This is a genomic window from Labrys sp. HAY1-8F, from assembly GCF_056754975.1.
The window spans coordinates 655673-676359 of the sequence record NZ_JBPGWZ010000002.1 but is presented as its reverse complement, the minus strand read 5'-3'; the positions used below and the strand labels follow the sequence as shown (position 1 = coordinate 676359).

15 protein-coding genes are annotated in these 20687 nt (G+C 62.5%); 9 read left to right on the top strand and 6 right to left on the bottom strand.

The features are described 5' to 3' along the window. Positions 1 to 2 precede the first annotated feature (2 nt). The gene (locus tag ACR9ZN_RS12135) at positions 3 to 584 is read left to right on the top strand and encodes a DUF4865 family protein (RefSeq protein ID WP_481272332.1); all 582 of its coding nucleotides are present in this window, start codon (positions 3 to 5) and stop codon (positions 582 to 584) included. A 63-nt stretch (positions 585 to 647) separates the two neighbouring features. On the opposite strand, the gene ACR9ZN_RS12130 is transcribed toward ACR9ZN_RS12135, so the two are convergent. Continuing rightward, positions 648 to 1658, bottom strand: coding sequence for a patatin-like phospholipase family protein (locus tag ACR9ZN_RS12130; protein ID WP_434956702.1), 1011 nt, complete (start codon positions 1656 to 1658; stop codon positions 648 to 650). Positions 1659 to 1837: 179 nt separating this feature from the next. Between ACR9ZN_RS12130 and parC the strand changes: the two genes are divergently transcribed. Further along, positions 1838 to 4087, top strand: coding sequence for a DNA topoisomerase IV subunit A (gene parC, locus ACR9ZN_RS12125; protein ID WP_481272331.1), 2250 nt, complete (start codon positions 1838 to 1840; stop codon positions 4085 to 4087). A 59-nt stretch (positions 4088 to 4146) separates the two neighbouring features. Here parC and ACR9ZN_RS12120 read toward each other — a convergent pair whose 3' ends face one another. Beyond that, a complete protein-coding gene (locus ACR9ZN_RS12120) occupies positions 4147 to 5268 on the bottom strand; it encodes a glycosyltransferase family 61 protein (RefSeq protein WP_481272330.1) in 1122 nt (373 codons plus the stop codon). 253 nt (positions 5269 to 5521) lie between these two features. Between ACR9ZN_RS12120 and ACR9ZN_RS12115 the strand changes: the two genes are divergently transcribed. The 4 genes from ACR9ZN_RS12115 (at position 5522) to ACR9ZN_RS12100 (ending at position 8873) form a co-directional block, all read left to right on the top strand. Continuing rightward, positions 5522 to 6304 (top strand): L,D-transpeptidase, encoded by a 783-nt coding sequence (locus ACR9ZN_RS12115; protein ID WP_454814137.1) that lies wholly within the window; start codon positions 5522 to 5524, stop codon positions 6302 to 6304. A gap of 154 nt (positions 6305 to 6458) precedes the next feature. Then, the gene (locus tag ACR9ZN_RS12110) at positions 6459 to 6989 is read left to right on the top strand and encodes a CDP-alcohol phosphatidyltransferase family protein (RefSeq protein WP_454814136.1); all 531 of its coding nucleotides are present in this window, start codon (positions 6459 to 6461) and stop codon (positions 6987 to 6989) included. A gap of 100 nt (positions 6990 to 7089) precedes the next feature. Further along, positions 7090 to 8187, top strand: a complete 1098-nt coding sequence (locus ACR9ZN_RS12105) for an AI-2E family transporter (protein WP_481272329.1) — start codon at positions 7090 to 7092, stop codon at positions 8185 to 8187. Further along, positions 8184 to 8873, top strand: coding sequence for a P-loop NTPase family protein (locus ACR9ZN_RS12100; protein WP_434956696.1), 690 nt, complete (start codon positions 8184 to 8186; stop codon positions 8871 to 8873). The genes ACR9ZN_RS12105 and ACR9ZN_RS12100 overlap by 4 nt, the downstream gene beginning before the upstream one ends. 44 nt (positions 8874 to 8917) lie before the next feature. Here ACR9ZN_RS12100 and ACR9ZN_RS12095 read toward each other — a convergent pair whose 3' ends face one another. Next, the gene (locus tag ACR9ZN_RS12095) at positions 8918 to 10786 is read right to left on the bottom strand and encodes a hypothetical protein (protein ID WP_481272328.1); all 1869 of its coding nucleotides are present in this window, start codon (positions 10784 to 10786) and stop codon (positions 8918 to 8920) included. A gap of 569 nt (positions 10787 to 11355) precedes the next feature. Between ACR9ZN_RS12095 and ACR9ZN_RS12090 the strand changes: the two genes are divergently transcribed. Both ACR9ZN_RS12090 and ACR9ZN_RS12085 read left to right on the top strand, forming a co-directional pair. Next, positions 11356 to 13530 carry an RNA degradosome polyphosphate kinase gene (locus ACR9ZN_RS12090; protein WP_454816780.1) on the top strand — a complete coding sequence of 725 codons (2175 nt, stop codon included), beginning with the start codon at positions 11356 to 11358 and terminating at the stop codon, positions 13528 to 13530. A 28-nt stretch (positions 13531 to 13558) separates the two neighbouring features. Beyond that, the gene (locus ACR9ZN_RS12085) at positions 13559 to 15121 is read left to right on the top strand and encodes a Ppx/GppA family phosphatase (RefSeq protein ID WP_481274350.1); all 1563 of its coding nucleotides are present in this window, start codon (positions 13559 to 13561) and stop codon (positions 15119 to 15121) included. Positions 15122 to 15149: 28 nt separating this feature from the next. Here ACR9ZN_RS12085 and ACR9ZN_RS12080 read toward each other — a convergent pair whose 3' ends face one another. The 3 genes from ACR9ZN_RS12080 to rnd all read right to left on the bottom strand — a co-directional run bounded on the left by ACR9ZN_RS12080 (position 15150) and on the right by rnd (position 18394). After that, positions 15150 to 15677 carry a transglycosylase domain-containing protein gene (locus ACR9ZN_RS12080; protein WP_481272327.1) on the bottom strand — a complete coding sequence of 176 codons (528 nt, stop codon included), beginning with the start codon at positions 15675 to 15677 and terminating at the stop codon, positions 15150 to 15152. A gap of 190 nt (positions 15678 to 15867) precedes the next feature. After that, a complete protein-coding gene (locus ACR9ZN_RS12075) occupies positions 15868 to 17121 on the bottom strand; it encodes a D-amino acid dehydrogenase (protein ID WP_434956693.1) in 1254 nt (417 codons plus the stop codon). Between the two features lie 100 nt (positions 17122 to 17221). Beyond that, a complete protein-coding gene (rnd, locus tag ACR9ZN_RS12070; protein ID WP_454814130.1) occupies positions 17222 to 18394 on the bottom strand; it encodes a ribonuclease D in 1173 nt (390 codons plus the stop codon). A gap of 257 nt (positions 18395 to 18651) precedes the next feature. Between rnd and aspS the strand changes: the two genes are divergently transcribed. After that, on the top strand, positions 18652 to 20469 hold the full coding sequence (gene aspS, locus ACR9ZN_RS12065; protein ID WP_481272326.1) for an aspartate--tRNA ligase: 1818 nt from the start codon (positions 18652 to 18654) through the stop codon (positions 20467 to 20469). The last annotated feature ends 218 nt before the right edge of the window (positions 20470 to 20687 follow it).

Below are 20687 nucleotides of genomic sequence, written 5' to 3'. Positions count from 1 at the left end.
AAATGGAAGCCATGCACTATGTCATCACGTTGCCAGCCGATTACGACATGGGGGGCATCCGTGCCCGCGTAGCCAGCAAGGGCCCCTTGCTCGACGATTTTCCGGGACTGGGGATCAAGGCCTATCTGATCCGGGAAAAGGGCGTGCGCGGCTCTGCCGTCAACCAATATGCGCCCTTCTATCTGTGGGCCTCGCCGGAAGGCATGGGCCGGTTCCTGTGGGACGGCGGCGGCTTTGCCGGCCTTGTCGCTGCCTTCGGCCGGCCGTCGGTGCGGCGCTGGGAAGGCATCTCATGCCTGTCTGGCCCGTCGTCTCTGTCGGAGGCACGCTTTGCAACGCTAAGGGAACAGATGATCGCGGCGGAGATTGATCCGGCTGGCGCCATTGCCGAGGCACGCGAGCGGTTGACCATCGAAGCCGCGCGGGATGGAGGCTGTCTGTCGGCCCTGGCGGTCGATCCCACCGAGTGGAAGCTGGTGGTCTTTCAGCTATGGGCCGGCGAGCCGCCTGAGGAAGCGGGAACGGCCTTTCAAGTGCTGCATCTGTCACGACCCGGTGTTGGCGAACTGACCGCAACCGAATGAGGCCACGGACCATGCTGCTGTCCGTCAGGGCAGGTTTTGGGCGATCACCCTCCCGCCGATGATCTACGCCAAGGCTTCCATGGTTTCCTTGATGTCGTCGAGGGACTTCAAGGTGGCCTCGGCACCCATGTCGATGGCCTCCGCGGCGCGATGGAAGTCGAAGGGCGAGATGCGTCCAAGGCGCGGTCCGATCGAAACATCGGGCGGGTCGCCGGCGAGCCGTGAGCGCGAGATGCGATCCTGGGTGATGTTGAAGGCCTCCATCATCACCGTGTGGATGCCGGGGGAGGTGCGGCGCTGACGCTCCTCGCGCTGTCTGGCGAAGCCGAATCTGCGGCGGACCATCGACGTGGCAGCGCCGAAGCCGTTGCGTTTGGGCACGGGAGGATCGTCCATTTCGGATGAGGTGGCGCCGAAGGTATGGATGACGCCGCCGCGGCCGGTCAGCTCGCCATTGAGATTGACCGCGATCACTGCCCGGGCGCCAAGAGCGCGTGCGGCGGAGACGGGCACGGGGTTGACCAACGCGCCGTCCATCAGCCAGCGCCCACCGACGCGCACGGGCTCGAAAATGCCGGGCAGGGCATAGGAGGCCCGCATGGCGGTGACCAGATTGCCGCGCGTCAGCCAGATTTCATGGCCTGGGCCGATCTCGGTGGCGATCGCGACGAAGGGAATGCGCAGGTTTTCGATCTGCACACCATCGAGCCCGTTCTGCAGGAGAAGGGCCAGCTTGGTGCCGGACATCAGGCCGCTGCCACCGAAATTGAGATCGAGAAAATTGAGAACCCGGCGCTTGGTGAGACTGCGAGCCCAATCTTCGATGTCGTCGAGCCTGCCGGCTATATAGCAGCCGCCAACCACGGCTCCGATCGAGGTGCCAGCTATCACGTCGACGTCATAGCCCGCCTCGACCAGCACACGGATCACGCCGATATGGGCAAATCCCCGTGCAGCGCCGCCGCCGAGGGCAAGACCCAGAACAGGGCGCGGCGGCTTGACGATTTCGTTCTTCGGAGGCGGAGGCAATTCCGCCACGTTACCCTGACCTCGCCACGGCAAACTCTGAAACATGATGCATTCCTGACCCGAGAAATACGCCACTGGAACCGATAAGGATATGGGCAATCCATCCGGATAGAACAGGGATGGCACCCTTAATGGCGCGACAATAGCACGTGATCGGGCGATTTGCCCTGTATCATAAGGTCTACGACTTGCCCCGAATCAGGCATTTTCGGTAAGTCAACCGCATGGATGAGATGGACGATCCGCCGGAAGGCGATGGAGTCAGGACGGTCAATCTGCGCTCGGAGCTCGAGCAGCGCTACCTTGCCTATGCGCTCTCGACGATCACGCAACGTGCCTTGCCCGATGCGCGCGACGGCTTGAAGCCGGTGCATCGGCGCATCTTGCATGCCATGCGCCTGCTACGCCTCGATCCCGACCAGGCCTTCAAGAAATGCGCCCGCGTGGTGGGCGACGTCATCGGTAAATTCCACCCCCATGGCGACCAGGCTGTCTACGACGCGCTGGTCCGTCTGGCGCAGGATTTTGCCCAGCGCTATCCACTGGTGGACGGGCAGGGCAATTTCGGCAACATCGACGGCGATAATGCCGCTGCCTACCGCTACACCGAGGCGCGGTTGACCGAAGTCGCCACGCTGATCTTGGAAGGGATCAACGAGGACGCTGTCGATTTCCGCCCGACCTATAATGGCGAGGACGAGGAACCGGTGGTGATGCCCGGCGCCTTCCCCAACCTGCTCGCCAATGGCGTGCAGGGCATCGCCGTCGGCATGGCCACCTCGATTCCTCCGCACAACGCCCATGAATTGTGCCAGGCGGCGCTGCACCTGATCGACAATCCCAACGCTTCCACCGCCGACCTCCTGCAGTTCGTCAAGGGACCGGATTTTCCCACCGGCGGCATCTGCGTGGAGAGCGCCGGCTCGATCCAGGAAAGCTATCGCACCGGTCGCGGCGGTTTTCGGGTGCGCGCGCGCTGGCATAAGGAAGATCTCGGGCGTGGCACCTGGGTGATCGTGATCACCGAGATTCCATGGGCAGTGCAGAAAGGCCGCTTGATCGAGAAGCTGGCCGAGCTTCTCGAAGAGCGCAAGCTGCCACTGGTCGGCGACGTGCGCGATGAATCGGCCGAGGACGTCCGCATCGTCATCGAGCCGAAATCGCGCAATGTCGACGAGGCCGTGCTGATGGAATCGCTGTTCAAGCTTTCGGAGCTCGAAAGCCGCATTCCACTCAACATGAACGTGCTGGTCGATGGCCAGGTGCCGCGTGTGCTCTCGCTCGGCGAGGCACTGCAGCAATGGCTCAGCCATCGCCGTGTCGTGTTGGTCCGCCGCTCCAAGTACCGCCTGGCCGCTGTCGAGAAGCGCATGGAGGTGCTGGCCGGCTATATCGTCGCCTATCTCAATCTCGACGAGGTCATCCGCATCATCCGCTACGAGGATGAGCCGAAGGACGAACTGATCAAGGCGTTCGACCTGACGGATGTGCAGGCCGAGGCGATCCTCAATATGCGCCTTCGCAATCTGCGTAAGCTCGAGGAGATGGAACTTCGCCGCGAGCATGACGATCTCGCCAAGGAAAAGACCGGCATCGAGAAGCTGCTGGCCTCCGAGGAGCTGCAATGGAAGACGGTGGGCTGGCAGGTTAGCGAAGTCGCCAAGAAGTTCGGCCCGGACACGCTGCTCGGCAAGCGCCGCACCGAGATCGATGCCTCCAAGGCGGGCACCATCGATCTGTCGACGGTGACCGAGGCGATGGTCGAGCGTGAGCCGATCACCGTGATCGTCTCGGAAAAGGGCTGGATCCGGGCCCAGAAGGGTCATCTCAGCGATCTCTCGGGGCTGAGCTTCAAGGCCGACGACCGGCTCAAGCTCGGATTCCAGTCCGAGACGACGGCCAAGCTCCTCATCCTCGCCACCAATGGCAAGGTCTATACGCTGGAGGCATCGAAGCTCCCGGGAGGGCGCAGCATGGGCGAGCCGATCCGCCTGATGGTCGATATCGACGAGGGCGCCGATGTCGTCGACGTATTCGCCTATCAGGGCGGACGCCGGCTGCTGATCGCGGCGACCGACGGACGCGGTTTCCTGGTGCCCGAAGACGATATTCTGGCCAATACCCGCAAGGGCAAGTCGGTGCTGAATGTCGATGCGCCGTCGGAAGCCAAGCTGATCGTGCCCGTCATCGGTGACACGGTCGCCGTGATCGGCGAGAACCGCAAGATGCTGGTCTTCCCGCTGCACCAGATCACCGAGATGTCGCGGGGTAGGGGCGTGCGGCTGCAGAAGTACAAGGACGGCGGGCTCTCCGACGTGCGTGTCTTCGACAAGGCGCAGGGCTTGACCTGGAGCGATTCCTCCGATCGGACCTGGACCGTCACCGACCTCGTCGAATGGACCGGAAATCGTGCCGATGCCGGGCGCCTGCCGCCTAAGGGCTTCCCCAAGAACAACCGGTTCACGGGCAAATAGGGGCTGTACCACAGCCTCTGGACCGTCTTGGACGGAATCGGTCTCTCGGCCCGGATGCCTCAGTCGAGCAGCGATGTCACGCGATCGAGAAAGCTCTCGATGTCATCGGGGCTCGCGTCGATGGATATCGGCCTATCGGCGTTAGGCCAAAGGCATCCGCGGGTCAGGTAGACTCCCGGCTGCTCGAAAACCTCGCCCAGTCGCATCTGGACCGCGTTCCAGTGCCCGATGCAGCCGATCACGGTTCCTGGCCCGGCAAAGACGGAGCCATGCATTGCCGAGCCATATTCGCCGATGAGAGCGCAGGCCTGCGAGAGCATTGCGATCTGATCGGGCAGGCTCAATTCTTCGGGGCGGATGACCTCGAAACCGCGCCGCCTGGCGTTCTCCTCAAAGAAATCCCGCTGCCTGAAAGGCCTGTTGGCCGAGGGGCCGGGCCCTCCTCGTGAAAGGCAGAGGCGTCGGCGAGCCTCCCCCGCAGCCGGGGCCAGCGACCTGTAGAACTCACGCATATAGGGGTGGAAGGTGTATTCGCCGGAAAAGCAGAATGTCGGTATCACCGCGCGCGCGAAGAGCAATCTCTCCTGTCCCGGTGCATAGCGCAGGATTGCATGCCGCGGGACGTTGCAGGCCGACAGCAGCAGGTCCTCGACCCAGGACGGTGTGTCTTGGGGCAGCGGGATGATCCACTCGTCACGCAGCGATGCGAGCAACTGGCTGGCAATGGACACCCGCGGCAGGAATTCGGCGAGCCAATGGCCCCAGATGCCGTATCCAGGGCCGGCCACGACGAGGGCAGGGCGGTCGACTCGCCTTGCCGCTGCCTGCTCACCGAAACGCGAGGGAAAACCCGCATCGGCGCGCGCCACGAACAAGGCGACATTGGTCGACAGATTGGCATCGTCGACGACCTGACCGCCGTGGACGAGGATGCCGGGACGCCAAACCTCGATGTCGCGCAGCAGAAAACAGCCTATCGCATCGACCGTGGCTCGTGGCTTCTTCCAATGCAGGCCGTAAGCCCAGCCGGCCGTCCCGCCTTCGCCCAACATATGCGCGGGACAAGCCTTGGCGGCTTCCTGGGAGGGGCGAAACTGGAGAAAGCCGCGCCATTCCTGCGCTGCGGCCCCGCCAGGATCCGGCGTGGCCAGGGCGGATATTGGAAGCGTGACAAAGCTCATGGCGCGCTGCCCTCAAGGCGTGGGAGATGCCTTTGATGACGAACTCACGGCGAAGGATATAAGATGCCTTTCCGCAAGGACGACCGATCCCATCTGAACGCATGCTGAACAAATGGTTAAAAAATAGCGACTTTCTGCCGCTGCTATTGCCACAATTACGCCCGTCGTTTCCGGGATTGTCACAGCCATCTTGCCTTGCATTGCTCTGCAGGGCGCAACCCCGGGCGTTCTTCCGGGACGTGTGGTTCTCGACATGACGATTGCAAGAAAAGCGCTTTTGCCCGCCCTGGCCCTCCTGATGATTGCAGGGACGGCCCATGCCCAAGAGTGGGGCGATCCTCCGGACGACGGCTATTATCAGGACGATGGCTTCTCCCGTCCGCGCCAGTGGCGGGAACCTCAGCCGACCTATCGGGCTGATCGGCGTTTCGAGGAACCCTATGACTACCAGGACGATCCCAATGGCTATTATGGCGATCAGGAGGGCGATGTGACGCCCGGCCGACGCCCCCAGCGTCAGGCCTCGATCGATCCGAACAGCATCTCGCCCAATCTCGATTCCGGCATCAAGGACGACGGCCAGGCGATGCTGGCCAGCTCGCCGATCCCTCGCACGGTGGTGCCTTTCTCAGGCTACAGCCCCGGCACCATCGTGATCTCGACCAAGGAGAAGCGGCTCTATCTGGTGCAGGAGGATGGCACGGCGCTCAGATATGGCATTGGCGTCGGCAAGCAGGGCTTCACCTGGAAGGGCACCGAAACCATCAGCCGCAAGGCCGAATGGCCGAGCTGGACACCCCCCAAGGAAATGATCGCCCGGCGCCCCGAACTGCCCGATCGCATGGAAGGGGGCCTCAACAATCCTCTGGGCGCGCGGGCGCTCTATCTCGGTTCCACGCTCTATCGCATCCACGGCACCAACGAGCCGAACACTATCGGCCGGGCGGTGTCCTCCGGCTGCATTCGCATGGCCAATCCGGATGTCATGGATCTCTATGAGCGCGTCGGGGTGGGTGCCAAGGTCGTGGTGCTCTGAATTCCTAAAACGTTTTGCCATTTGAGGAAGTCGCCTGGAATCGCAACGGCGCGTCGAAGCAAGGAACTAGGGAAAATAAGCGTTCAGGCATGAACGCTCTTTGTCTGGCGACCGCAGAGATGCCGGTTTCTTCGGGGTTTGCTACGATCCGATCATGACGATACCGAATCTGATCACCATCCTGCGCTTTTGTCTGGTGCCGCTGGCGGTATGGTGCATCGCCTCGGGAGCGTGGGGCTGGGCTTTCGCCATCTTTCTGACGGCGGGTATTTCCGACGGTGTCGACGGGTTCATCGCCAAGCGCTTCGACATGCGCAGCGAGTTGGGAGCCATGCTCGATCCGCTGGCCGACAAGGCCTTGCTGGTCTCCATCTTCGTCACGCTGGGGATCGTCGGCGTGGTGCCCGCCTGGCTGGTGATCCTGACCGTGTTCCGTGATTTCATGATCATTGGCGCCGTGCTGGTGTCCTGGGTCATGAGCCAGCCGATACAGATCGCGCCGCTGATGCTCTCCAAGCTCAACACCGCGGTGCAGATCGCTTTCGTCGCCCTCGTGCTGTTCGCCAAGGGCACCGGATGGCCGTTTCCTTTCCTGATCGAAGTGGGGTCCATTCTGGTCACGCTCTTGACCATTGCATCGGCTGCCGCCTATCTGCGCCAGTGGCTCAACCATATGGCCGGATGAAAATTCCGTCCGAGGGAGGCCATCCGCCACCTCAGCCGTCTCGGACGACGCTTGTTTGGCCGGAGGAGAACGGTTTGGATCGAGCTTCAGGAGCGTGTGGATGAGCCTTCAAAGGCAGGTGTTCTTCTGGCTCGGCGCGCTGGCCTTGTTCGTCGCGCTGATCTGGCTGCTTCAGGGCATGTTGCTGCCCTTTATTGGCGGCCTCGCGATCGCCTATTTCCTCGACCCCGTCGCCGACAGGCTGGAGAGCCTCGGCTTGCCGCGCTGGGCCGCCGCCTCCGTCATTCTGCTCGGCTTCATCTTCGTCATCGTGCTGGCCATCCTCCTGGTGGTGCCGATGCTCGGCGAGCAGTTCAACGGCTTGCGCGAGCGGCTGCCGAGCATCGTCGCGTCCATGCAGCGCATTCTCGGTGAACTCAACCAGGGCTGGCTTGGCGGGATCTTCGCCGAGAGGCTGCAGAACATCCAGAAATCGCTCGGTGACTATGTCGGGCAGGGCGCCCAGCTTCTCGGCACCTTCGTCTCCTCGATCTGGTCGGGCAGCCAGGCGGTCATCGGGGTGATCAGCGTTCTCATCGTCACGCCGGTGGTGGCCTTCTATATTCTGCTCGACTGGGACAACATGGTGGCGCGCGTCGACAGTTGGCTGCCGCGCGACCATGTCGAGGCCATCCGCGGCATCTTCCGTGATATCGACGCCGCCATCGCCGGCTTCGTGCGGGGCCAAGCGACGGTCTGCCTCCTGCTCGGCCTGTTCTACGGTTCCGGCCTCACGCTGCTCGGCGTCAGTTTCGGCTTCCTGATCGGACTGTGCACCGGCCTTGCTTCTTTCATTCCCTATGTCGGTTCGATTCTGGGCTTCGTTGTCACCGTCAGCGTGGCACTGGTCCAGGTCTGGCCCGACTGGCATCTGCCTGTTTATGTCGCCCTCCTCTTCGCGGCGGGGCAGATCCTCGAAGGCTATGTTCTCTCGCCCCGGCTGGTCGGCGGCTCGGTAGGCCTGCATCCTGTCTGGCTGATGTTTGCCCTGCTGGCAGCCGGCAGCCTGTTCGGCTTCATCGGCCTGCTGGTCGCCGTGCCGGTGGCGGCGGCGATCGGTGTCCTGGTGCGCTTCGCCCTCTCGAGCTACCTCGCCAGCCAATACTACACCGGTCATGTCAACCACGATGGCTCTCTCTCTTCGGACCATTCGTCGTGACGACACCCCGCCAATTGGCACTCGATCTGCCTTTGCAGGTCTCGTTCGCCCGTGAGGATTTCCTGGTCTCGCCCTCCAACGAGGCGGCCTATGCCTTCATGGAACGCTGGCCGGACTGGCCTTCCCGCCGTGCTCTGCTGATCGGCCCGAGCGGCTCGGGCAAGAGCCATCTGGCGGCAATCTGGTCCAAGCTGGCGGGTGCGGTCACCCTGGCAGGCGAGGCGCTCGGGGAAGAAAGCGTTCCCGAACTGGTTTCGCACAAGGCGGTGGTGATCGAGGATGCAGGACGCGGCGTCGACGAGACGGCGCTTTTCCATCTGCTCAACCTCACCGGCGAGGCCGGCGCCTCGCTGCTGATCACCGCCCATGAGCCGCCCGAACGCTGGGGCCTGACGCTTCCCGACCTCATCTCGCGCCTCAGGGCCATGACGGCGTTGACCATCGCCACGCCCGACGATGATCTCTTCCGCATGCTGCTGGTAAAGCTCTTCCTCGATCGCCAGCTCATCGTCGATTCGAGCCTGGTCGACTTCCTCGTCCGGCGCATCGAGCGCTCCTTTGCCGCAGCGCGCCAGGTCGTCGCCGTGCTCGATCGCGAAGGTCTTTCGCGCGGCCGCCGCATCACGCGGGCACTGGCCGCTGAACTGCTCAAGGAAGTGCTTGCCTCTCCGCTGGACGATGAGTGAGGTCGATGGCGCCTCGTCGCGGTCCGCCCGTCATTGTGCGAGTTCTATCGCAGACGGATGCACTGGCCGACGGTGTTCATCTGCAACTGGCCGCCGGTGAAGGACGCCGCGCCGACGATATGGACAGGGGAGCTCTGCGTTCTCGTAGTGAAATCGAACGCGAACGGACCGACGCCCCTAATCTCCGGGCTCGACCATTCACCGGTTTCCATGAACATGCCTTGTCCAGGGGCGGCCGGCATCGAGGCGGGCTCGGTACTGAAAGCTCCCTGAAAGGCATGAACCTTGGCATCCCTAGCCGGCAGGAGCTGGAGCCGGGCATGACAGTTCCACACACCTGGCCCGAGAGAGAAGGTCCCGATGTCGTTGACCGTCCCATCGGTCATATCGACTGGCGGCGGTGATATCTGCACGAACTCGCCAGCGAGGCCCTGATAGAGGGCCGATTGGGCATCCGAAGCGGCCCATGAGAACGCATTGGAAGGCGGCGGCCCTGGCTTGAAGAACTCGGTAAAGAGATTTCCTGCGACAACCACTCCGCTGGTACCGGCGGTCTTGACGATCATGGCCACTGAGGTTGTCAAGTTTCTGTACTCGATCTTATTGTTCCTGATCTGCACGTCCGATGCACCGGCTCCGCTCGGAATGCCGCAGGAGTCGGCGGTAACATTGATCAGGGAGCGAACCCCGAGAGCCTGGGCGTTGTTGGAAATCCAGGCCCCCTCGAGGCGTACCGTGGAAGCGCGGCAAAAATTGAAGAAGTTCTTGCCAGCCGGGCTCCACGAACCGGCGGCGGGGTGGATCAGCCAGTTGCCGCCCTTGATGGACAGATGCGAGACCTGTCTTGCGTCGACATGCCCCTCATAGGCATCGCAGGAGAAATTATCCGCCACATATTGGAGGGGAGAATAACCCTTGTAATCGGAATCGATCTGGATGCAGGTGCCTACCTCCCCGGCCGCCGAATTGATCAGGCTCTGATCCTCGAGCCCTAGCATCTTTGGGGGATTGGTCGACTGGAAGCGATATCCGACCCTGTAGTGCTGTGTCAGCGTGTTCTGGATCCGATTGACGAAGGTGTTCGTTCCGCGAAACCAGATGCCGGTTCCCGCGGTGGCGAGGCCTTTGCGCGACGGTCCGGCAGTGATCATCCCGCCCTCGATCGTGGTGCCGGCCGAATTGACCAGGACCATGCCGGTGTTGAAGTTCTCTAGGGCGAAGTTGGAGTAGGTTCCATTGACGCTGGGTGCAAACCTGGCGTTGATTCCGATGGTGTTCGTGGAAGCGGTATCGCTGGACTGGAACTTGATGCCTTGGAGTTCCAGCTTATCTCCCGTCGGGGCGCCGGCATGGCAGTGATCCCAGCCATTACTGGCGCCGAAGCGAAATATGGTGAGTTCCGGTCCGGCTCCTTCGAAACGAATGCTCTTGCCGCAGGGAGAGGTGATCGGCGCGGAGAAACGCCCAGTCAGAGGGCCTAGACGGAACTTCAGGGCGCCCGGCCTCGTCTGGATCAGCGAGTTGATCACGGTGCCGTCGATCTCATCCGAAAGGGCGCGGGCTGCCGGAAGTATCATCTGCCACTGTGCCAGGGACCAGCCGGCGGTACTGCGGCCGTTGAGAGTGGCGACGCTGGACAAGGGGTGGTTGCCTCCATCGCCTACAAACCCATAGGATCTCAGGACGCGCTCGTCGATATCTCCCTGATTGCGGAGGTTCGAAGGCAACTCGAAAGCGCCCGTCGTTGGGTTGAAGCAGCCGATGAGCGCGGTTCCATTTCTATTCGGATCGCCGGAATCCCGTACCGAGACGCATCCGGATGCGCCGGATTGATCGGCTTGGAGGGCTGGGCTGGTGTTGGTCCGGGCCACAATGTGCATCGGTTGAAGGAGCAAGACGGTCAGGATGACCATGGAGAAAAATATGAGCCTGCGCATGCCGGATTTGCTCCTATGCAAAGTCCTCTTGATTGAACCATGGTTACAATCCAGAGGACTCTGCAAGACACCAAACATTTGCGAGGTTTATCGGCAAGGCCTGTCCGTGGGTCTTGTCGGTAAACTCTGCTTGGAACGGACAAATCGTTTCGTCCGTCGTAGATGGACGATTGGAGGGCCGGTCGGAAGATACCTTATACAGTCCGGTCGGGGCCAGTTCGTTCAGCCAATCCGGGGAGGCTCCACAGGCGATGGGGAGGAGTTTTGCGAATTTTCCCCATGGCGGTCATTTTATGTGACAGCATTGTCATATAGGCGGCCTAAGCAGATTTCCCCATGACGGGCAGCGATTCCGACCGGCGGGACCTGTAACGCCGGCCTAAAGCGTTTTACGATTTGGCGGTCACGCCAAGAATCGCAAGGACGCGTCGAACCAAAGAGCGAGAGCAAACAAGCGTTTCCGTCTAAACGCGCTTTGCTCCGGGACATAGTGAGCGGCATTAACGACCATGACCAGCACGGCACAGACGGCGGAAGAGAGTGTGATGCGAGGCGAGACGGCGCGCGAGGCGGCTCCTGCTCAGGACCCGATCGCACTGCGCGTCAGCCCGGATCGCTTCATCAACCGCGAAATTTCCTGGCTGCAATTCAATCGCCGCGTGCTGGAGGAGGCGTCCAACAAGAGCCATCCTCTGCTTGAGCAGTTGCGCTTCCTATCGATCTCGGCCAGCAATCTCGACGAGTTCTTCATGGTGCGCGTCGCCGGCCTGATCGGCCAGGTGCGAGAGGACGTCACGGCGCGCAGCCCCGACGGCCTGTCGCCGGCCGAACAGCTCGTCAAGATCGGCGAGGCCGTATCCAAGCTTGCCAGCGACCAGCAGAAACGCTGGACCGAGTTGCGCGACGACCTATTGCTCGAAGGCATCGTGATCACCGAGCCGCGTGACCTTTCCAAGGCGGAGCGCGCCTGGCTGGACGATTATTTCCTCAGCTACATCTTTCCGATCCTCACCCCGCTGGCGGTGGATCCGGCCCATCCATTCCCCTTCATCCCCAATCTCGGCTTCACCATCGCCCTGCAGCTCAAACGCGTCAGCGACGGGCGCATGTTGAATGCCCTGATCCGCGCGCCGCACAAGGTGGAGCGCTTCATCCGCCTGCCGGATTTCGCCGAGACAGGGGCGGCCCGCTACATCACGCTCGAAAATCTGGCGGTGCTGTTCATCGCCAAGCTGTTTCCCGGCTATACAGTGAAAGGGCAGGGCTCCTTCCGCGTCATCCGCGACTCGGATCTGGAAGTCGAGGAAGAGGCAGAAGACCTGGTGCTGCTGTTCGAGACGGCATTGAAACAGCGCCGGCGCGGCGTGGTGATCCGCCTTGAGATCGAAGCCGGCATGCCCGACAGCATCCGCCAATTCGTCACCGAGGAACTCGATGTCGCCGACGACGCGGTCTTTCGCGTCGAGGGTATGCTCGCCCTCAACGAATTGTCGCAACTCGTCGGGCTCGACCGTCCGGACCTCAAATTCAAGCCCTATTCGCCGCGTTCGCCCGAACGTATCCGCGATCATGGGGCCGATGCCTTCGCCGCCATCCGGCAGAAGGACATCCTGGTGCACCATCCCTACGAATCCTTCGACGTTGTGGTGCAGTTCCTCAACCAGGCGGCGCGCGATCCGAATGTGGTCGCCATCAAGCAGACACTCTATCGCACCTCCTCCAACAGCCCGATCGTCAAGGCACTCGCCGAGGCGGCCGAGGCCGGCAAATCGGTGACGGCGCTGGTGGAACTGAAGGCGCGCTTCGACGAGGAAGCCAATATACGCTGGGCGCGCGACCTCGAGCGTGCAGGTGTGCAGGTGGTGTTCGGCTTCATCGAGCTGAAAACCCACGCCAAGCTCTCGCTGGTGGTGCGGCGCGAGATGGGCCAGCTCGTATCCTATTGCCATGTCGGCACCGGCAACTACCATCCGATCACCGCACGCATCTACACGGACCTATCCTTCTTTACCGCCGATCCTGTGATCGCGCGCGACGTCTCGCGTATCTTCAACTTCATCACCGGCTATGCCGAGCCGGCGGCGCTGGAACGCATGGCGGTCTCGCCTGTCTCGCTGAAGCAACGCATCCTCGATCACATCAATGCCGAGATCGAGCACGCGAAGGCCGGCAGGCCAGCGGCGATCTGGGCCAAGTGCAATTCGCTGGTCGATACCATGATCATCGATGCGCTCTATGCCGCCAGCCAGGCGGGAGTGCAGGTGGATCTGGTGGTGCGCGGCATCTGCTGCCTCAGGCCGGGGGTATTGGGCCTGTCGGAGAACATCCGCGTCAAGTCGATCGTCGGCCGCTTCCTGGAGCATGGCCGCATCTACGCCTTCGGCAACGGGCATGGCCTGCCGCACCAGAAGGCGGCCCTCTACATTTCCTCGGCCGATCTGATGGAACGCAACCTCGACCGCCGCGTCGAAGCGCTCTGCCCGATCCTCAATCCGACGGTGCACGAGCAGGTCCTCGATCAGATCATGATCGCCAACCTTATCGACAACCAACAGAGCTGGAGCATCTTGCCCGACGGGACCGCCGAACGCATAGTCCCGCAGCCTGATGAAGAGCCCTTCAACGCCCATAAATATTTCATGACCAATCCCAGCCTATCGGGACGAGGCAAATCTCTTGAACACAATTCTCCCAGAACGCTCCTCAGCCGCAGACGCTGATACCGTTCCTCACGTCCAGGCCGCCGATATCGCGGGTCCGAGGCCGTGGCAGCCCGGATTCGCACAGGGCCGCATCTGCCAGGGCCCGCCGATCGCGACCATCGACATCGGCTCCAACTCGGTTCGTCTCGTGGTCTATGAAGGGCTGACGCGCAGCCCGACAGCCGTCTTCAACGAGAAGGTGCTGTGCGGCCTCGGCCGCGGCGTGATGACCACCAAGCGCCTTGATCCAAGCGCTGTCGCCAAGGCCTATGCCGCTCTGGTGCGCTTCCGTGCCTTGTGCGACACCATGGGCGTGAAGGACCTCTATGTGCTGGCGACGGCTGCGGCGCGCGATGCCGAGGATGGCGAGGAATTCATCGCTCGCGCCACGGCGATCTGCCGTGCTGAGATCGAAGTGCTGTCGGGTAAGCGCGAGGCGCGCCTGTCGGCTTATGGGGTGATCTCGGGCTTCCACATGCCGGATGGTGTCGTGGGCGACATGGGTGGCGGCTCCCTCGAACTGATCGAGGTGCATGGTCATCGCGCCGGCGCGGGCATGACGACGCCTCTCGGTGGGCTCGCCTTGCAGGACACCTCCGGCCAGTCTGTGCGCAAGGCGGCGAAGATTGCGCAGGAAAAGCTCGCCAAGGCGGACCCACTGAAGCATCTGAAGGACCGCACCTTCTACGCGGTCGGCGGGACCTGGCGGTCGCTCGCCAAGCTGCACATGATGCAGCTCGGCTATCCCCTGCACATCATGCATGGCTACAGCGTGCCGGCGCGCGAGATGCTCGACTTCTGCAAGCTGATCATGCGGGTCGACAACACCACCTTGATCGGCAAGGACACCGTCTCGACCGGGCGCCTGCCGCTGCTCGCCTATGGCGCGGCGGTGATGAGCGAGGTCATCAAGGCCGGCAAGCCGCGCGATGTGGTGATCTCGGCCCAGGGCGTGCGCGAAGGGCTGCTCTATTCGTTGCTGGACGAGGAGAGCCGTAAGCTCGATCCGCTGATCAGCGCGGCGAGCGAACTTAATATCCTGCGCTCGCGCTCGCCCCAGCACGGTGAGGAACTGGTGCGCTGGGGCGACCGCTTCATGGCATCAACCCATATCGACGAAACCCCCGACGAAAAGCGCCAGCGCCATGCGGCCTGCCTGGTGGCCGATATCGGCTGGCGCGCCCATCCCGATTATCGCGGCGAGCAGAGCCTTAATATCATCGCCAACGCCGCCTTTGTCGGCGTCGACCATCGCGGCCGTGCCTATATGGCGGTGGCGAACTATTTCCGCCATGTCGGCCTGAACGAGGAGGAGCTGTCTCCCCGCATCCGCGAGATCGCTACCGCGCGCATTCTTGACCGGGCGCGCATCCTCGGAGGGTTGATGCGGGTGGGGTATATCCTGTCCGCTTCGATGCCGGGCGTGCTGCCGCGCGCCCCGCTCTATGTCAGCCACGGCAAATTGTTGCTGGACGTTCCGCGGGACCTGGAGGGGCTGGTGGGCGAGCGGCTCAACGCCCGCATGAAGGCGCTCGGCCGCCTGATCGGCCGTGAGGCGACGATCCGCATCATCGATCCCGCTGACAACGTTACGGTCGCGGCGGAGTAGGGGGCGTTAGGCGGGGCATCCACCGTTTTCAGGTCTTCCCACTGTTCGAAGGGATTTTGCTCGCCATCTCGCCAATGAGGCCGCGACAGCGCAAAGTGTCGAGAACTTGTTCGCGACGTTTCGCGCTGGCGGTCTGATCGCGACCATAGATGCTTGGTGCTTTGATCAGGCCGGCGAGAAAGGCTGCGTCTTGGTCGTTGAGTTGGCTCGCGGCTTTGCCAAAATAGACCATGGCGGCGCAGCGATAACCATAGGCCCCCATACCGAAATAGACCCGCTCCAAAAACGCGCGGTCGATTTCAGCCCGGGCGTGGGTCAGACGTAGTTGCAAGGCCCTCACCCAGCGCAACAGGTGGTTCCGGCCTTCGGAAGCATCCGGCGGAAATGTCTGATCCGCGACATAGCCGACTGGCATGTCTGGCGATATTGACCAGAAACGATCCGACGGATCGCCCCTTTCGATGGCGAGAACGAAGCGCGCCACTTTGTCGGTTAGATCCGCCGAGCCTTCGGTTCCAGCGATGGGGCAGGCCGCGAGAGGGCGGAGATCGTTCAAGCTGATCGCCGGCAGATCTCGAACCAGATACCAGCCGAGGCAAAACGCCGTCCCGCTGAGGAGGGCGAGGGGGATCAGGATGATGATAAACAGGCGGCGCGTGCCGATACCTGACGTGTGATCGTTGCTTTGCGCCCTCGCTGCCGGCGAATTGAGGCGCGACTGGCTCGCGCGGTGGCGTTTTCAGGTTTCAGCCATACCGGCTCAGCCCCAGATCCGAGACGTCGATCTCCGGCTTCTTGCCGCCGACGATATCGGCCATCACCCGGCCGGAACCGCAGGCCATGGTCCAGCCCAGTGTGCCGTGGCCGGTGTTGAGCAGCAGGTTCTTGTAGCGGGTGCGGCCGATCACCGGGGTACCGTCCGGCGTCATCGGACGTAGGCCCGACCAGAAGCTCGCGGCGGCGAGATCGCCCGAGCCGCCGAAAAGATCGGTCACCGACTGGGCTAGCGTGTCGCGGCGGGCCGGCGGCAGGTCCTTGCTGAAGCCCGAGATCTCGGCCATGCCGCCGACGCGGATGCGGTCACCCAGCCGGGTGATCGCGATCTTGTAGGTCTCGTCCATGATGGTGGAGACCGGCGCGCGGCTCTCATCGACGATCGGAATGGTGAGGGAATAGCCCTTGATCGGATAAACAGGCACCTTGAGGCCGAGAGGCGCGACGAAATCGGGCGTATAGCTGCCGAAAGCCGCGATATAGGCATCGGCCTTCTCGACGCCGGCACCGGTCTCGACACCCTCGATCTTGTCGCCGGCGAACAGCAACCGCTTGACCTCGACACCGTAACGGAAGCGCACGCCGAGCGTTTCGGCGAGTTGTGCCAGCGCTCCGGTGAATTTGTAGCAATCACCGGTCTCGTCATTGGGCAGCCGCAGGCCGCCGCGGATCAGGGAGCGAACATGGGTTAGAGCCGGTTCGGCGGCGATGCAGCCATCCGCGTCGAGGACCTCGAAGGGAACACCGTCGCGCTTGAGCACCTCGACATCCTTGCCGATGCCGTCGAGCTGCTTTTGGGTGCGGAAGAGCTGCAGCGTGCCCTGCATGCGCTCGTCATAGCTGATGCCGGTGGCGGCCCTCAGCTCGATCAACTTGTCACGGCTGTATTCGGCAAGGCGAACCATGCGGCTCTTGTTGATCGCATAGCGCTCTGAGGTGCAGTTGAGCAGCATGCGCCAGACCCAGGCGACCATCGCCGCATCGGGGCGGGGGCGCAGGATCAGTGGAGCGTGTTTCATCAACAGCCACTTGATCGCCTTTTGCGGGATGCCTGGAGCCGCCCAGGGCGAAGCATAGCCGGGGGAAACCTCGCCGGCATTGGCGAAGCTGGTCTCGAGAGCCGGGCCGGACTGGCGATCCAGCACGACGACCTCATGTCCCGCCTTCGCCAGATAATAGGCGGAGGTTACTCCGATCACGCCGCTGCCGAGAACCGCGACCTTCATTTATGCCCACACTCCTGCTTGCGCCGCGCCAATACGGTCAGTGAATCCAACGATTCGCCCAGCTTTCGCTTGGCTGATAGCGCAAGTCAATTACAGGCGGCTATCGGCTAATTGCCGCGACCTTGCCGCGCTCGATCGCCAGCGCGAGCTTCCCATGCTTGAGGGCGAGCGCCTTCTCGCCGAACAATTCCCGGCGCCAGCCATGCAGCGCCGGAACGTCGGCGGTGTCGCTGTCGGCGATCATGTCGAGGTCATCGGTGGTGGCGATGACCTTGGCGGCGACGCCCTGGCTTTCGGCTACCATCTTCAGCAGCACCTTAAGCAGTTCGACGGTGGCGCCGGCTCCGTTGCTCGCAATGCGCGGGGGAGCCTGACGCGGCAGGCTGGCGGGATCACGCGCGAGGCCCGCCTTGACTGCCTCGATCAATTCCAGGCCGGGACGGGAGCGCTCCCAGCCTTTGGGGATCATGCGGATGCCGGCGAGTTTCTCCGGCGTGTCAGGGGCCTGTAGCGCGACTTCGGTGATGGCGTCATCCTTGAGCACGCGCGAGCGCGGTACATTCTTGGACTGGGCCTCTCGCTCGCGCCATGCCGCCACTTCGATCAGAACGGCGAGATCACGCGGCTTGCGCACGCGCCCACTGACCCGGCGCCAGGCATCTTCGGGGGCCTGCCGGTAGGTATCGGGCGATGTCAGGATAGACATTTCGTCGCCAACCCAATGGCTTCTCTTTCTTTTCTCAAGCGATGCCGCAAGCTTGAGATAAACGTCGCGCAAATGGGTGACATCGGAAACGGCGTAATTGATCTGCGCGGGGGTGAGGGGGCGCTTCGACCAGTCCGTGAAACGAGAGGACTTGTCGATATGGGCGTTGGTGATGCGCTGGACCAGTTGATCATAGGCAATGGAGTCGCCATAGCCGAGCACCATGGCGGCGACCTGCGTGTCGAACAGCGGTGCGGGAATGAAGCCGGCCAGGTGCCAGACGATCTCGATGTCCTGCCGGGCGGCGTGGAAGACCTTCAGCACCTTCTCGTCGCGCAAGAGCTCGAACAGGGGGGCAAGGTCGAGCCCCTCGGCAAGGGCATCGATGACCACGGCTTCCTCGGGGCTGGCGACCTGGACGACGCAGAGCTTGGGCCAGAAGGTGGTTTCACGCAGGAATTCCGTGTCGACGGTCACGAACGCATGGGCGGCGAGACGGGCGCAGGCGGCTTCCAGATCCTGGGTTGTGGTGATGATGGCGGCGGGGTGGGCGGAAGATTGTGGCATGAATATGCTTATCGGGCACGCAGCGTCACATGGCAAGGTTTTAGGCCCTGAATGCACGTTCAGGGCCGTCCGATACCGGAGAAGGCAAGCTCAACCTTGACGGCGACCGTGGCGTTGGGGTCTATGACCTCAAACTCCAGAGCGAAGCGCGTTTCGGCGAAAACGCACTTATACTCTGGCACCATAATTTGACGCGTCTTTGCGATTCTCGGTGGTACCGTCCAATCGCAAAACACTTTGTCCGGAAAGACACCCTTATGCACCGTTACCGTTCTCACACCTGCGCCGATCTTCGCCTCGACCACGTTGGGCAGGACGTGCGGCTTTCCGGCTGGTGCCACCGCATCCGCGACCATGGCGGCCTGCTGTTCATCGACCTGCGCGATCATTACGGCCTGACCCAATGCGTGGTCGATCCGGATTCACCGGCCTTCAAGGTGGCCGAGACCTTGCGCTCGGAATGGGTCGTGCGGGTGGACGGCAAGCTGCGCAGGCGCCCCGAAGGCACTGAAAACCATGAAATGCCGACCGGTCTGGTGGAAATCTATGTCACCGAGATCGAGGTGCTCGGCCAAGCGGCGGAATTGCCGCTGCCCGTGTTCGGCGACCAGGACTATCCAGAAGAGACGCGCCTCAAATATCGCTTCCTCGATCTCAGGCGCGAACGCATCCACAACAACATCATGCTGCGCGGCAAGGTCGTCGATGGCATGCGCACCCGCATGAAGGCCGCTGGCTTCAACGAATTCCAGACGCCAATTCTGACGGCCTCCTCGCCGGAAGGCGCGCGCGACTTCCTGGTGCCCTCGCGCATCCATCCCGGCAAGTTCTACGCTTTGCCGCAGGCGCCCCAGCAATATAAGCAGCTTTTGATGATGGCGGGCTTCGACCGCTACTTCCAGATCGCTCCCTGCTTCCGCGATGAGGATCCGCGAGCCGACCGCTTGCCGGGCGAGTTCTACCAGCTCGACCTCGAAATGAGCTTCGTCACCCAGGAGGACGTCTTCGCCACGATCGAGCCGGTGATCACCAGCATCTTCGAAGAATTCGCCGGTGGTAAAAGCGTCACCAAGGGGTGGCCGCGCATTCCTTATGCGGAGGCGCTGCGCAAATATGGTTCGGACAAGCCGGATCTGCGCAATCCGTTGATCATGCAGGAGGTCTCCGAGCATTTCCGTGGCTCGAACTTCAAGGTCTTCGCGCGCATGCTCGAAGATCCTGCCAATCAGGTTTGGGCCATTCCTGGGCCTGGCGGTGGCCAGCGCACCTTCGCCGACCGCATGAACTCCTGGGCGCAAAGCGAGGGGCAGCCGGGCCTTGGCTATATCCTCTTCTTCGACAAGGCGACAGACGAGACCAGCAAGCAGGCGGATCCGAATGCCGAAGGTGTCGGCGCCCGCGGGCCGATCGCCAACAATATCGGACCTGAAAGGGCGGAGGCGATCCGGCTGCAGCTCGGCCTGAAGGCCGGCGACGCCGCCTTCTTCGTCGCAGGCGATCCGAACAAGTTCTACAAGTTCGCCGGCGCCGCCCGCACCAAGGTCGGCACCGATCTCAAGCTGGTGGACGAGGGCCGCTTCGAGCTCGCCTGGATCGTCGACTTCCCGATGTTCGAGTGGAACGAGGACGAGAAGCAGGTCGATTTCGCGCACAATCCCTTCTCCATGCCGCAGGGAGGCCTCGAAGCGCTTACCACTCAGGATCCGCTGTCGCTGAAGGCCTATCAGTATGACATCGCCTGCAACGGCTTCGAGATCGCCTCGGGCGGCATTCGCAACCACAAGCCGGAAGCAATGGTGAAGGCCTTCGAGATCGCCGGTCACAGCGAGGAGACGGTGATCGAGCGCTTCGGCGGCATGTACCGGGCCTTCCAGTACGGCGCGCCGCCGCATGGCGGCATGGCAGCGGGTGTCGACCGCATCGTCATGCTGCTCGCGGGTGAGCAAAATCTGAGGGAGATCTCACTGTTCCCGATGAACCAGCGCGCCGAGGATATCCTGATGGGCGCTCCCTCCGAGGCGACGCCCAAGCAACTGCGTGAGCTGCATATTCGTCTGAACGTCCAGGAAAAATAGCAGCCTTAGGGCTGGCGGCCGCGACGTCATGCGCTAAAACGAACAAGGCCAGGGCCGAGTAGGCCCGCGGCCCAGAGCGTCTACCGATTTGAGGAAGCCACCGAGAATCGCAAAGACGCTTCAGTCAATCCGTCGGATTGGCTTGGAAACAAAGAGCTGGAGTAAGGCAGCGTTCTGTCATGAGCGCATTTTGCTCCAGCCAACAGGACGGGAAACGC

Excerpts from the sequence above, each read along its gene's own strand:
- ACR9ZN_RS12110 (WP_454814136.1), top strand. The coding sequence starts at position 6,459 with ATGACGATACCGAATCTGATCACCATCCTGCGCTTTTGTCTGGTGCCG.
- ACR9ZN_RS12095 (WP_481272328.1), bottom strand. The coding sequence starts at position 10,786 with ATGGTCATCCTGACCGTCTTGCTCCTTCAACCGATGCACATTGTGGCC.
- ACR9ZN_RS12135 (WP_481272332.1), top strand. The coding sequence starts at position 3 with ATGGAAGCCATGCACTATGTCATCACGTTGCCAGCCGATTACGACATG.
- ACR9ZN_RS12105 (WP_481272329.1), top strand. The coding sequence starts at position 7,090 with ATGAGCCTTCAAAGGCAGGTGTTCTTCTGGCTCGGCGCGCTGGCCTTG.
- ACR9ZN_RS12090 (WP_454816780.1), top strand. The coding sequence starts at position 11,356 with ATGCGAGGCGAGACGGCGCGCGAGGCGGCTCCTGCTCAGGACCCGATC.
- ACR9ZN_RS12115 (WP_454814137.1), top strand. The coding sequence starts at position 5,522 with ATGACGATTGCAAGAAAAGCGCTTTTGCCCGCCCTGGCCCTCCTGATG.
- aspS (WP_481272326.1), top strand. The coding sequence starts at position 18,652 with ATGCACCGTTACCGTTCTCACACCTGCGCCGATCTTCGCCTCGACCAC.
- ACR9ZN_RS12075 (WP_434956693.1), bottom strand. The coding sequence starts at position 17,121 with ATGAAGGTCGCGGTTCTCGGCAGCGGCGTGATCGGAGTAACCTCCGCC.
- rnd (WP_454814130.1), bottom strand. The coding sequence starts at position 18,394 with ATGCCACAATCTTCCGCCCACCCCGCCGCCATCATCACCACAACCCAG.
- parC (WP_481272331.1), top strand. The coding sequence starts at position 1,838 with ATGGATGAGATGGACGATCCGCCGGAAGGCGATGGAGTCAGGACGGTC.
- ACR9ZN_RS12120 (WP_481272330.1), bottom strand. The coding sequence starts at position 5,268 with ATGAGCTTTGTCACGCTTCCAATATCCGCCCTGGCCACGCCGGATCCT.
- ACR9ZN_RS12130 (WP_434956702.1), bottom strand. The coding sequence starts at position 1,658 with ATGTTTCAGAGTTTGCCGTGGCGAGGTCAGGGTAACGTGGCGGAATTG.